Source organism: uncultured Adlercreutzia sp. (genome assembly GCF_958431955.1).
Classification (GTDB): Bacteria; Actinomycetota; Coriobacteriia; order Coriobacteriales; family Eggerthellaceae; genus Adlercreutzia.
Genome location: NZ_CAUASN010000011.1, coordinates 56,361 through 68,334, shown reverse-complemented (window position 1 = coordinate 68,334; position 11,974 = coordinate 56,361). Strand labels below are relative to the sequence as shown.

Genomic DNA, 11,974 nt, shown 5'->3' with positions numbered 1-11,974 from the left:
ATCGGGGGCGGTTTTTCCCGGGAGGCCGCCGGGATGGGGCGGCGGCTCGGGCGCGACCGGACCGCGACGCGGGAGGGGCGCGGGGCGGGAGCGATGTGCGGCTCCGAGGCGAACGATCTGCGAATCGCGGGCACTACAATGCGCCTATGAAAGCTCCCGCCGGACAACTGCCGCTCTTCACGCTGCCCGCTGACGGGCGGCCGGACGGCCGCGGCCCGCACGGGGCCTGCGATCCCGCGAGCGCGCGCCGGTCGGCGGCCCCGGCGCCCCGGCCGGCGAGCCGGCGGCGGGGCGGGGCGGGACGCCGGCTGCGCGAGCGGGCGCTCGACGTGCTGGGCGAGACCCTCTTCCCCACCCGCTGCGCCGTGTGCGACGCGCCCGGCACGCCGCTGTGCCCGGGCTGCGCGGCGGCCCTCCCCTACATCGACGCGCTTTTGGCCTGCCCCCGCTGCGGGGCGCCCTTCGGGCGGGTGCAGTGCACCGAGTGCAACCCCGTGCTGCTGGCGCCCTTCGGCTACGAGGAGCCTCCCTGGAACGCGGCGGCTAGCGCGCTCGTGCTCACCGAGCAGGCGCGGCGCATCGTCACGGTGTACAAGGATCAGGGGGAGCGATCGCTGGCACGTCCCATGGCGGCCATCATGGCCCGCTACGTGCCGCCCCGATGGCTGCGCGACCGCCCCGCCGTCGCCTTCGTGCCGGCCACCGCCGCCGCCCGGCGCCGCCGCGGCTTCGACCATGCCGAGCGCCTGGCCCGCGAGCTCTCCTGGGCCATCGGCGCCGAGCCCGCCCCGCTGCTGGACATGCCGCAGCGGCTCGACCAGCGCGGGCTCTCGCGCGGGGCGCGCATCGGGAACATGCGGGAGTCGATGGCCGTGCTGCCGGGGGCCAGCGTGCCGCGCGCCGTCATCGTCGTCGACGACGTGTGCACCACCGGTGCCACGCTCTTCGCCGCCGCGGAGGCATTGCGGAAAGGAGGTGCCGAGGCCCTGTACGCCCTCACCTTCGCCCGAGCATAGAAAAAGCGCGCCCCGGGAGGCGCGCCGCATCCGAACGATCCGAAGGGCTACTTCGAGGAGAGACGGACGCCCTCGGCCTCGGAGAACTCGGCCACGTCCACCGAGATGGAGTGCTTGATGGGCTTCCACGCCGCCTTCTTCACGAGCGCGATGAGGGCGATGGGGATGTAGGTGAGCATGAAGACGGGGAAGGTGAACATGTAGCGGATCTTCTTCGCCGTGGTCGTGCGGATGGAGTCCCACTCCACGAAGGTGGTGAGCACGCCGAAGACGAACATGAACACGATGTAGTTGCACAGGCAGAACACCACCGAGGTGACCGAGCTGGCGATAGCCACGCCCGTGGACATGACGCCCGTGGCGGCCAGCACGATGATGATGGTGTTGAACAGGATGGAGATGATGGACAGAAGCATGCCCGGCGCAATGGTCATGAGCATGTCGTAGCAGGCGAAGCGGTAGCCGCGGGGGTTGGTGACCGCGCCCTTCACCAGGCCGCCGGCATAGTGGGCGAACACCTGGTAGAAGCCCTTGGCCCAGCGGAAGCGCTGGTTCCACGAGTCGCGGAAGGTGATGGGCTGCTCGTCGTAGAGCACCGCCGTCGGACAGTAGGAGATGCGCACGCCGTCGATGATGGACGAGGCCGAGAACTCGATGTCCTCGGTGAGCAGGTGCCACTTCCAGCCGCCGGCGGCCTTCAGGATGTCGGCGGCGATGAAGAAGCCGGTGCCCGACACGGCGCACGAGGTGTTCAGCGTCAGGCGCGCCTGGTTCAGGAACTTCGCCTCGCGCAGGAACCACACGCCGTAGCCGGCCGAGATCCAGTTGCTGCCGAAGTTCTTGGAGTTGCGGTAGGAGGTGGAGGCCTTCGCGCCGCCGTCGAAGGTGGCGTTCATCTCGCGGAAGTAGTTCACGTCGAGCACGTTGTCGGCATCGAAGACGAAGTAGGCCTCGTAGTCCTTGTCGGCGTACTGCTCCCAGATGGCCTTCAGGCCGTAGTCGAGCGCGTAGCCCTTCCCCACCTGCTTGTCGTTGTGGCGAGGGAACACGATGGCGCCGGCCTCGCGGGCCACCGCCGCCGTGTTGTCGGTGCAGTTGTCGGCGATGACGAAGATGTCGATGAGGTCGGCCGGGTAGTTCTGCACCTTGATGGAGTGGATGAGGTCGGCGATGACGGCCTCCTCGTTGCGGGCGGCCACCATGACGGCGTAGCGGTGGTTGCGCGCGGCGGTGCGCTTGGGAGCGCGGCGCGTGAGCACCACGAGCACGTAGAAGAGCTGGTAGGTGTAGCAAAGGGTAAAGGTAAGGAACACGCAGAAGTTGAAGATGTCGACGAACGAGAGAGCCGACACTTGCGTTGCCACGGTATCGAACACCAATGTACTCCTTGGACATGCGCCCGCAAGGCGCGACTGCACAAACGCCTGAATTATAGCCGTCGGAGGCGGCCCGCGCCCGACTTTTAAGGTTTGGGCGGCCATTTGATGCCATTTGGCCATAAAGAAGCCCCGCCTCTCCGCATTTGCCCCACACCCCCTCCATATATGTAAGGGAAGCGTAAGGTTTCGCGAGAGGCGGGGCCTTCGGAAGCGCCTTCAGAGCACCCCGGCTGCCGCAGGCGCAGCGCCGCGGGCTCAGGCCGAGCGCCGGCGGCGCAGGGCGAGGGCCAGCGCCCCGGCCGCGGCGGCGGCCGCGAGCGGCGTCGCGAGGGCGAGCCCGTCGCCGGTCTGGGCGAGGCGCCTCAGCGCGGCGGCCGCCCCGGAGGGCGCCTCGGGCTCCCCTACCACGTAGGTCACGCGCACCACGCGCACGTTGCCGTCGGCGTCGGTGTAGGTGGCGGTCACCACGTAGGTGCCGGGGACCGACGGATCCACGGCGTCCACCTCCTCGCCGTCGCGGGTGATGGTCACCACCACGTCGCCCTGCGGGTACTCGGGCCTATCGCCGAAGCGGTCGACGATGTCGGCGAGGACGTCGTCTGCGTCCATCGGGTCGCCTGCGGGGTCGAGGGGCAGCTCCACCGTCTCGTCGACGACCACCTCGGGCTGCTTGCCGGAGGAGCTATCGCCGCCCGACGTGGAGGGCGGCTCGGGGTCGGGCTCGGGGTCGGGGTCGGCGGCGGCGCGGGCGCGCACCTCGACCTCCGAGGAGACGAGCGCGATGCGGTAGTTGCCCGCGCCCGCGGCAGCCTCGGCTGCGGCGGGAGCATCCAGGGCCGCGCGAGCCACTGCGGCCGCGGCCTCCGCGGCTCCGGCGCCCGGCAGGGTCGTCGCCTCGAGGGACGCGCGAGCCGCCCCGGGCATCTCGGCGAAGGACACAGCCACCTCGTAGGTGCCGGCGGCGGGGCTCTCCCCGTTGAGCGGCGTGCCGTCGCCGCGGCGCAGGCAGGTCAAGGCCGCCTCGCCCAGGATGGAATCCACCATGCCGTCGGCGGCGCGCTCGCCGTCGCGGGGCGCCAGCATGTTGGGCTCCCAGGGTCCGGAGCCGGGCCATACGTCCAGGTCGTGGGCGAAGGAGATGGGCTCGCCCTTCCCATCCCGCAAAGGCTCGCCCTCCCAGCCCGAGGTCACCGTCGCGGAGGCCGTCACCACGAGGTCGCGGGGCACGATGCGCCCCGGCTCCTTGAGAACGCCGCCGGGAGCGACGGCGGAGATGTCGTAGTCCGCAGCGTCCGCGCCCGCAAGGCGCAGGCCCGTGAAGGAGACGGTGCGGGAGTCGGAGACGTCCTCCCCGTCGAAGGAGGCCGTATCCCACACGAGGCGCACGTCGGGGCCCGCGCCCACCAGGTCGGCCAGGCTCGCCGAGGCCACGCCGAGGGCGGCGGTGCCATCGTAGACCTTCGCCCACGAGCGCTTGGGCACGCCGTTGGCATCGAGGTCGTCCTCGGAGGGGTCGGCCGGATCGACGGCGGGCGCCGACGGGTCGGCCCCGAGGTCCTCAATGACCTTAGGCGCTATGGTGAAGGTGTCGCTGCCGGGCGTGTAGGGCACTGGTTTGCCGTCGGCGTCGTAGGAGTGCACGGCGCTGGAGACCACCTTGTACTCCCCCGCGTGCACAGGCGCCCCGTCCGCGCCGGCTTCGTCTTTGCGCAGGGGGCGCCAGCCGTCGGCATCGGCGGCGGGGTCGTCCGGGTCGCGCACGAAGTAGGCGTGCTCCACGTCGGCGGGGACCGTGCTCCCGTCCCTGGTCGTGGTCACCGGGCCGCCGTTGGCGGTGTCGCGCACCTGCACGGGATCGCCCACCTGGAGGTCGGGCACCTGGGTGTGGATGGTCTTCCCCGCGGGATCAACCGTGATCTCCACCTTCACGGCGACATCAGCGTCCGCCCCGTCGTCCCCCACCTCAGGATCATCCGGCATCCCGCCGTACTCGATGACATAGCGCATCGAACTTCGATGGTCGAAGTCAGCCCATGCACCGCCGCTAGCAAACCAAAAATGAATAGCATCATCCACGTTGGCAGCATTATTAGGCTCGGAGCCTCCCCAATTGCAGTACATGTGTTTTATCATATTCGAGCCACTACCAGGATAGGTTCCCTCGCACAATTTTTGCCCAGCCTCAGGGCCGGTAACCCAATAGTAGACATAAGTCTGCGCAGTGTGCGTTGGCAAGTCATCATTGTATTGAGAAGCATAATCATCCCAGCACGTCGCACCCATCCAACAATCCATCTGCATCATACTGTAGACGAAATCGTTCTCTTGTTGATCGGTGATAGTGACCAGGTATCCCTGCATGCCCTCATATTGCTTGGCAGAAGCCTTCGCTACAGCATCCGCAAACGTAACAGCCTCGTCCTTGATAGCTTCGTAATAGTGCCCGTTCTCAGCATTGAAGTCGTAAATGCGATCCTGCGTCTTGAAGGAGGCAGTCATGCGCAGGCTCTTGGCCGAACTTCCGTCGCCCAATTTCAGACCCGAATGAGCTATCAGATACGCCTCCCACTGAGCGACTGTGGCACCTTCATCGTTGTTGATGACCGCCGTCGTGTCCTTGCTGGCGCTAAGCACCTCGAAGCCGTTGGCCGCATCGCTCTCTGCGAGCACGGCGTCCGAGCCGACCGTGATGGCCGAGGTGAACTGGATGGTGATGCTGCGGATGAGCGCCGCGGGATCGCTGGAGGTGATCTTCAGGTCGGGGAACACCCAGGTGCCCTCGTGGCCCTCGGCCCTTTTGGCCGCGCCGGTGTCGATGGTGATGACCGGCTTCTCGCCGGCCCGAGCAGCCTCTTCCGCAGCCCCTTCAACCTGGGCCTGCGGCGCAGCCGCGGGGCTCGCGGGCTCAGCCGCGAGGGCTAGCGATGAGCCGGACCCCCCCCCAGGCCGTATTGAAGGGAGCCGCGAGCAGCACGGCGAGGGCGAGCCCGATGGCGCCCCGCGTCTTCGTCTGCATGGCAGCCTCCTTTCTACGTAATAATGCACGGCCCGCACGGGGCCGTCCCGAACCCGTTGAAAATAGCACTTCGTCACCGAGCCGTCAACAAGACGATGGCGCCCACGGGCCAAATCGCCACAGCCCGGCCCCAGGCAGCCGCACCGCCGTCGGGCGTGGCGGCGGCCAGACCCTGCACATCTTCGCCGCCGGGCTGTGCTACCCTGTTCCCCATGCAATGGCACCCCGGCGGAACCGCGCCCCGGCAACCGCGCCCGCGCCGCGCCCCGCCTTCAGGAAAGGAAGCAATCTGTGAGCCAAGCCTGCGACATTCTTGACATCAACCTGGCCGACGAGGGGCAGGCCCGCATCCTGTGGGCCGACCGCGACATGCCGGTGCTCGCCCGCATTCGCGAGCGCTTCGCCGAGGAGCGCCCGCTGGAGGGCGTGCGCATCGGCGCGTGCATGCACGTGACCACCGAGACGGCGAACCTCATGCGCGCCCTTGTGGCCTCGGGCGCCGAGGTGTGCCTGTGCGCCTCCAACCCGCTGTCCACCCAGGACGACACCGCCGCCTCCCTCGTGCGCGACTACGGCGTGAAGGTGTACGCCATCGCCGGCGAGGACGCCGAGACCTACGAGCGCCACATCGCCGCGGTGGTGGCCAGCGATCCCCAGATCATCATGGATGACGGCGCCGATCTGGACACCGTCCTGCACACCAAGTTCACCGACAAGCTCGCCGGCGTCATCGGCGGTACCGAGGAGACCACCACCGGCGTGGTGCGCCTCATGGCCATGGCGGCCGAGGGTGCGCTGGGCTACCCCGTCTTCAACATCAACGACGCCAACACCAAGCACTGCTTCGACAACCACTACGGCACGGGCCAGTCCACCTTGGACGGCATCGTGCGCGCCACCAACCGCCTTCTGTGCGGGCGCACCATCGTCGTGTCGGGCTACGGCTACTGCGGCAGCGGCCTGGCCCAGCGCGCCCGCGGCATGGGCATGGACGTCATCGTGTGCGAGGTGGATCCCCTGAAGGCGCTCGAGGCCCACATGGAGGGCTATCGCGTGATGAAGGCGGAGGACGCGGCCCGCTTCGCCGACGTGTGGGTGACCGTCACCGGCGACTGTAACGTCATCGACGAGCCGGCCTTCAAGAACATGAAGGACGGCGCCATCATCTGCAACTCGGGGCACTTCGACTCCGAGATCAACATGAAGTGGCTCAAGGCCAACGCCGTGAAGATCGAGGAGCTCAAGCCGCTCGTGGAGGAGTACACCCTGCCCGACGGCCGCACCATCACCGTGCTCGCCGAGGGCCGTCTCGTGAACCTGGCCTGCGCCGAGGGGCATCCCGCCAGCGTGATGGACATGAGCTTCGCCAACCAGGCCCTGGCCGCCGAGTACCTGTACAAGCACGCCGACGAGCTGGAGAACAAGGTGTACGACGTGCCGGCCGCCATCGACGACGACGTGGCGCGCGTGAAGCTGGAGACGCTGGGCATCGAGATCGACACCCTCACCGAGGAGCAGATCGCCTACATGAACAGCTGGAACTTCTAGGACCGAGAGACAGACCGCGCAAGTCGGGGGCGCTCCTGTGCGGGGCGCCCCTTCTCGTAGGCGCGGGCCGCTAGCGGGGCTTGCGCGTGGGCTGCTAGCGGGGTTTGCGCGCCTCCAGGGCCACAAGACGGTAGGCCGCGTCGTCATCGGGCACCGTGGGCACCCGATGGTCGGACAGACTCCCCCGATCGGCGGCCACCTCGTGCTCCTCGCGAAGGGCGGGGGCCATGAAGCCGGCCTCGGCCAGCCATCCCATCAGCTGCGCCCGCGAAGGAGCCGCCTGCACCGCGTTGCCGAGGTGGCGGGCCGCCTCCACGAGAAGCGCACGGGCAGCTGCCGGCCCCTCGCTCTCGGCCACCGCGCACTCGATGAGAAGCGAGCCGCCGGGTACGAGCACCGCCCAGCATTCCCGCAGAACCCGAGGCGGATCGGAGAAGAGCGCAAGCGAGCTGTTCAGGTACACGTAATCCGCCGACTCCGGCGCCACCGCCTGCCTCAGCTGCTCGGGATAGGCTACGGCAAATGCCATATTGCTGCGAGGCATTCGGCTGCGCTCCAAAGCCGCCGGCACGCCGGCACGGGCCTCGTCGATGAGCGCCGACCGCCAGTCGATGCCCACGACGCGCCCCGTCGGGCCCACGAGTTCGCTGAACTTATAGCAGCCCTTGCCGCGCCGGCAGCCCACGTTCACGACGCAGGCTCCGGAAAGCGCACGCCGCGGCAGCTCCATATGGCAGCGGGCCGGAAAGCCCCCTTCCCGGGGAAGCCCGTCGTAGTGTCGTCGCAGTGCGTCATCCGCCATGCCAGCCTCGCTTTCTCGATTTCGGGTATTATACTCGCACCCGTACATTTCCGAGAGAGGAGCGCCATGATCGTCACCACCACGCCCACCGTCGAGGGCTACCGCATCACCGGCTACTACGGCATCGTGTTCGGCGAGGTCATCACCGGCATCAACTTCCTGAAGGACTTCGGCGCGGGCATCCGCAACCTGGTGGGCGGCCGCTCGGCCGGCTACGAGGAGGAGCTCATGCAGGCCCGCAACGAGGCCGTGGCCGAGATGCAGCAGCGGGCCGCCGCGCTCGGGGCCCACGCCATCGTCGGCGTGGATATGGACTACGAGGTGCTCGGTCAGGGCAACATGCTCATGGTGACCGCATCAGGCACCGCTGTCACGGTGGAGGCGGCGTAGGGGACCCGCTCGCAAGAAATCACGTGCCCGCAAGCGCTACGTTCGCGGGCACGCCGTCTTGAGCAGCTACCTCAATTGACAGGACGCCGACTTAATGCGTTTTCCGCTGCAGCTGCGATATTCCGCTACGAGGCGCAGTTCTCGCCACCACTGGGCTGGCTCTTCAGCAATTCGCGACAGAGAGTCTCAAGCTCGGGAATGCTCTTCGTGGCCGTGACCCAGATGATCGCAGGATCCAGCTTCGCATAGCCGTGGGCGATACGATTCCTCAAACCGTATGCTTGACTCCAGATCTCCGCAGGATACAACTCTTGCAGAGCGTCGTAGTAGCCTCCGGCACCGATCAACTCCCCAATCTGAAAAATGGGCATGAGCACCAGATCGAAGTAATCGGAGTTCTCCGCGATATTCTCACGGGTAATGCCGTAACGCTCGATACGGTCGGCCACGCTCTCGCAAAGCGGGAGCATCAACTCGAGGCACTCAATAGCGTCAGGGTTTCGCATAGAGCAGCCTCCTATCCCGCAGATAACGCTTCTTCGCTCGAGGGTAGAACGAGTCGGAACCGCACACGACGTCCACGGGCACGCCGAGCGCCTTTTCAAGGGAAGCTCCCAAACCGCCAAGTGAGAACAGCGTGAACGAGTCCCCGCATTCGACACAGATGTCGATGTCCGAATCACCGTCAGCGTCGCCGCGAGCATAGGAGCCAAACAGATACGCCTCTTTCACATCGTAATCGGGAAGAAGGCCGCATACAGCATCGGCGATGGTATGTCTATCGAGAACTGTCATGACGCCAGTTTAGCATAAACCCAGGGAGTCGAAGCTTTCGGCCCCTTTTCAACTCAGGCGAAGCGGCCTGCTACTTCTTCTCAGCCTCCACCTTGAGGGCGGATTGGAGCATGGTGGAGAGCTCGTAGGGGCTGGCGTGGCGCACGGCGGTGATCTCGGCCATGACCGACAGGGCTATCTCGGCCGGCTCGCGGCCGCGCAGGTCGAGGCCGATGGGGCCGAAGATGCGGTCGATATCAGCATCGGTCGCACCTTCCTCCTTGAGCGAGCGCCAGCGGGCCCACTGGGTGGTGGACCGCCCGAGCGAGCCGATATAGAAGGCCGGCGAATCGAGGGCGGCCAGAAGCGCCGGCACGTCGATCTTCGGGTCGTGGGTAAGCGCGCACACGGCCGTGCTCGCCGTGAGCGGAATGTTGCGGAAGGCCTCCTGGGGCCAGGCGTGCACGAGCTCGTCCACGGCTGGGAAGCGCTCGTCGGTGGCGAAGATGCCGCGCGGGTCGATGACCACGGTGCGGTAGCCCAGCACGTGCGCGATCTCGCACAGGCGCACGGCGATGTGCACGCCGCCGATGCAGACGAGCTGCGGCTTGGAGAGCATGCGGGCGAAGAACCAGTCCAGACCGCCTTCCACGACATGGCCCGTGCTCGTCGCGAGGGGCCGGGCGGCCACCGCGGCGGCCACAGGCGCGAGGGTGCCAGTATCACCCGCATCGGCCGGCGTAATGAGAGCCATATCGGCGCTTTCGGGCACGTCGGCCAGGGTAAGACCCGCCGCCTGCGCGCTATCCAGACTCGCGAGCGCCGCCTCGGCGGCCGCGCGGTCGGCCACGAGGAAGGAGAGCCCCACGAAGGGGGCGCCGCTCTCGGAGATGTCCGCCGGCACCGGGGAGGGGTCGGCATCGCGGACAGCTCCGAGGGAGGGTTCCGTATCGGGCGCGGACATGTCGGCGGCCGCGGGCGGCATGTCAGCCACCTCGGACTCGGCTGCAGCGGCGGTCTCCTCCACCGCCGTCACGCGCACGTAGTCGGCATCGGCGGCGATGAGGGCGTCCTCGCAGGCGAAGAGCGCCTCATCGAGCGGCGACACGAACACCTCGATGTTGCCCCCGCACGACAGGCCCACTTCCTGGGCCCGGCGCGTGGAGGCGTGGAATTTCTCCAGGGAGGAGAGATGCCCGTCCAGGCAGTCGAGCGCCACCTGGGCGATAGCGCCCTCGATGCAGCCGCCCGACACCGAACCGGCGATGCGACCGTCTGCCGTGACGGCCATGCAGGCGCCGGGCACCCGGGGCGACGAGCCCCAGGTCTTGGTCACCTGGGCCAAGGCCACGGCCTCGCCCGCCGCAAGCCAACGGCGCACATCGTCCCGAATCTCGCGCATCTTCTCCTCCTATCTCGAAATCGTCTTTCCCGGGCCTTACAGCTCGTGGCAGGTCAGGCACTCCTCGTCGGTCAGATTCTGATCCACATGGCTTTGGGGCACCTGGGTGCCGGCACCCGAGCCGTCGGCCGTGTGGCAGCTCGTGCACGCCGTGCCGTTGCCCTCGCCGTGCACCACCTCGGGAATATCGCAGGCGATGCCGTAGACGGGCACGTACTCGCCCTCGCTGTAGTCGACAACGCCCTCCAAGGGCTCCAAGTTCTGGGACACCACGGCTCCGGCGGCGCCGCCGGCGATGCGCTCCTGCTGGAGCTGCTCCTCCTCGGAGCCCTCGATGCCCGAGCCACCCGTGACCTCGGCCTCGACGGCGGGATCGTAGGGGGTGTACTCGCCCCGCACCACCATGTCGTTGGAGGCAATGCCGTCACTCGGGGCAGCCTCCTGGGCCTGCGGCGCGCAGCCTGCGACCAGGCCCGTCAGGGCCACAGCGCACACCGCAATCCCGATGGCCCCCTTCCTGCATGCGTTCCTTCTCATATCTCGCTCCTTCATCCACCGCGCCCATCGGGCGCGCAACGAATAGATTTTTATCGAAGCTTCTCGGCGATGGCCGCCAAGCCCTCGCGCCGAAGGCCGACCGCGCACCGCTCCACCGGCGGCACTTCCCCATCGGCCTCCATGGCCTGGGGGAAGCGGGCCGCCTCGTCGTAGGTGACGACCGTAAGCGGCCGGCGGGTGCGCAGAGTGCGCAGCCGCGCGATGAAGGCCCCCAGGTAGGCGGGGTTCTCCATTTCGGCCGGGGCCAGCACCTCCACAGCCAGGTCGGCAAACCGCTGCAGGCGCTGCTTGCGGTCCACCGTGGCCTGCACCTTATCAGGTGCGTCCAGCTGGTACAGCAGAAGCACACGATGGCCCAGCATGCCCGCGGTGTTGCCCCCGGCCGACGTGTCGCGGGCGATGGGCGCCAGCGCGTCGTAGTAGTCGATCTCGCGGGCGGCCTCGCACTTCAGGGCGAAGACGCGCCCGTCGGCGCACTGGACGACCGCCTCGGGGAAACGCCGCTCGCGGGAGGGCACCTGGGCGCCCATGGTGAGCACGTCAGTCGGCACGATACGGGCCGTCTGACCGTCCTCGCATCCCACGGCCCAGAGGCGCACGGGATTAAGCGACGCCACAACGCCCAGGTAGGCCCAGGCCTCGTAGGCGCCGCGTGCGAGCGCCTCGGCCGCACCGCGCACGCACTGGCGCGCCTGGCCATCGACCTCGGACAGGGGCACGCGCCCCGAGAGGGCGTCGATGACCACCGACTGCAGCGGTGCGGCCAAAGCCCTCGCGGGATCGGCCGCGAAGGCCTCCAGCCGCCCGGGCAGGGCCACCCTCGCCAGGCCGGCGGCGCGGGAGATGTCCCCGCACACCGCCGCCAGCGCGCGGGCGAGCCGCTCCATCGCGGCCGCATCGCCGCCATCCAGCACCGCATCGGCGATCTGGCCCTGGATGGCTTCCACGCGCCCGTAGAACTCCTCGCGGGCCGGGGCGGCCACCGAGAGCATCTGCGGGGTCACGCTCACATCGTCCCGATCCTGCGCCCACTGGCGCAGCTCGGCCAGAGCCTCGCCCCACGTCGCCGTCTTCGCCTGATCCATCGCC

12 protein-coding genes are annotated in these 11,974 nt (G+C 68.2%); 3 read left to right on the top strand and 9 right to left on the bottom strand.

From position 1 onward, the window contains the following. Nucleotides 1-146 precede the first annotated feature (146 nt). Nucleotides 147-1,016, top strand: a complete 870-nt coding sequence (locus tag Q5064_RS05245; RefSeq protein WP_302962859.1) for a ComF family protein — start codon at nucleotides 147-149, stop codon at nucleotides 1,014-1,016. Between the two features lie 47 nt (nucleotides 1,017-1,063). Here the strand turns inward: Q5064_RS05245 and Q5064_RS05240 are convergent, their stop codons facing one another. From Q5064_RS05240 to Q5064_RS05230, 3 genes are all read right to left on the bottom strand, one after another. Continuing rightward, entirely contained in the window at nucleotides 1,064-2,392 is a 1,329-nt protein-coding gene (locus tag Q5064_RS05240) for a glycosyltransferase family 2 protein (protein ID WP_302962858.1), read from the bottom strand. A 258-nt stretch (nucleotides 2,393-2,650) separates the two neighbouring features. Next, on the bottom strand, nucleotides 2,651-5,164 hold the full coding sequence (locus Q5064_RS05235; RefSeq protein WP_302962857.1) for a YDG domain-containing protein: 2,514 nt from the start codon (nucleotides 5,162-5,164) through the stop codon (nucleotides 2,651-2,653). 320 nt (nucleotides 5,165-5,484) lie between these two features. Then, nucleotides 5,485-5,625 (bottom strand): hypothetical protein, encoded by a 141-nt coding sequence (locus tag Q5064_RS05230; RefSeq protein WP_302962856.1) that lies wholly within the window; start codon nucleotides 5,623-5,625, stop codon nucleotides 5,485-5,487. A gap of 77 nt (nucleotides 5,626-5,702) precedes the next feature. On the opposite strand from Q5064_RS05230, the gene ahcY reads away from it, so the two are divergent. Next, nucleotides 5,703-6,959 (top strand): adenosylhomocysteinase, encoded by a 1,257-nt coding sequence (gene ahcY, locus Q5064_RS05225; protein WP_302962855.1) that lies wholly within the window; start codon nucleotides 5,703-5,705, stop codon nucleotides 6,957-6,959. Nucleotides 6,960-7,053: 94 nt separating this feature from the next. Here the strand turns inward: ahcY and Q5064_RS05220 are convergent, their stop codons facing one another. Beyond that, nucleotides 7,054-7,761 carry a methyltransferase domain-containing protein gene (locus Q5064_RS05220; protein WP_302962854.1) on the bottom strand — a complete coding sequence of 236 codons (708 nt, stop codon included), beginning with the start codon at nucleotides 7,759-7,761 and terminating at the stop codon, nucleotides 7,054-7,056. 66 nt (nucleotides 7,762-7,827) lie between these two features. Here Q5064_RS05220 and Q5064_RS05215 point away from each other — a divergent pair, with 66 nt between their 5' ends. Beyond that, the gene (locus tag Q5064_RS05215; protein WP_161127152.1) at nucleotides 7,828-8,151 is read left to right on the top strand and encodes a putative heavy metal-binding protein; all 324 of its coding nucleotides are present in this window, start codon (nucleotides 7,828-7,830) and stop codon (nucleotides 8,149-8,151) included. Between the two features lie 125 nt (nucleotides 8,152-8,276). Here Q5064_RS05215 and Q5064_RS05210 read toward each other — a convergent pair whose 3' ends face one another. The 5 genes from Q5064_RS05210 to Q5064_RS05190 form a co-directional block, all read right to left on the bottom strand. Then, nucleotides 8,277-8,657 (bottom strand): DUF86 domain-containing protein, encoded by a 381-nt coding sequence (locus Q5064_RS05210; RefSeq protein WP_302962853.1) that lies wholly within the window; start codon nucleotides 8,655-8,657, stop codon nucleotides 8,277-8,279. Continuing rightward, nucleotides 8,644-8,946, bottom strand: coding sequence for a nucleotidyltransferase family protein (locus tag Q5064_RS05205; protein ID WP_302962852.1), 303 nt, complete (start codon nucleotides 8,944-8,946; stop codon nucleotides 8,644-8,646). The genes Q5064_RS05210 and Q5064_RS05205 overlap by 14 nt, the downstream gene beginning before the upstream one ends. Nucleotides 8,947-9,016: 70 nt before the next feature. Then, on the bottom strand, nucleotides 9,017-10,327 hold the full coding sequence (locus Q5064_RS05200) for an XdhC family protein (RefSeq protein ID WP_302962851.1): 1,311 nt from the start codon (nucleotides 10,325-10,327) through the stop codon (nucleotides 9,017-9,019). A gap of 36 nt (nucleotides 10,328-10,363) precedes the next feature. Then, nucleotides 10,364-10,864, bottom strand: a complete 501-nt coding sequence (locus Q5064_RS05195; RefSeq protein WP_302962850.1) for a hypothetical protein — start codon at nucleotides 10,862-10,864, stop codon at nucleotides 10,364-10,366. A 50-nt stretch (nucleotides 10,865-10,914) separates the two neighbouring features. Beyond that, nucleotides 10,915-11,970, bottom strand: coding sequence for a hypothetical protein (locus tag Q5064_RS05190; RefSeq protein WP_302962849.1), 1,056 nt, complete (start codon nucleotides 11,968-11,970; stop codon nucleotides 10,915-10,917). Nucleotides 11,971-11,974: the final 4 nt, after the last annotated feature.

Coding starts and splice junctions, on each gene's coding strand:
- Q5064_RS05245 (WP_302962859.1), top strand. CDS start 147: ATGAAAGCTCCCGCCGGACAACTGCCGCTCTTCACGCTGCCCGCTGAC.
- Q5064_RS05230 (WP_302962856.1), bottom strand. CDS start 5,625: ATGGGGAACAGGGTAGCACAGCCCGGCGGCGAAGATGTGCAGGGTCTG.
- Q5064_RS05220 (WP_302962854.1), bottom strand. CDS start 7,761: ATGGCGGATGACGCACTGCGACGACACTACGACGGGCTTCCCCGGGAA.
- Q5064_RS05215 (WP_161127152.1), top strand. CDS start 7,828: ATGATCGTCACCACCACGCCCACCGTCGAGGGCTACCGCATCACCGGC.
- Q5064_RS05210 (WP_302962853.1), bottom strand. CDS start 8,657: ATGCGAAACCCTGACGCTATTGAGTGCCTCGAGTTGATGCTCCCGCTT.
- Q5064_RS05205 (WP_302962852.1), bottom strand. CDS start 8,946: ATGACAGTTCTCGATAGACATACCATCGCCGATGCTGTATGCGGCCTT.
- Q5064_RS05200 (WP_302962851.1), bottom strand. CDS start 10,327: ATGCGCGAGATTCGGGACGATGTGCGCCGTTGGCTTGCGGCGGGCGAG.
- Q5064_RS05195 (WP_302962850.1), bottom strand. CDS start 10,864: ATGAGAAGGAACGCATGCAGGAAGGGGGCCATCGGGATTGCGGTGTGC.
- Q5064_RS05190 (WP_302962849.1), bottom strand. CDS start 11,970: ATGGATCAGGCGAAGACGGCGACGTGGGGCGAGGCTCTGGCCGAGCTG.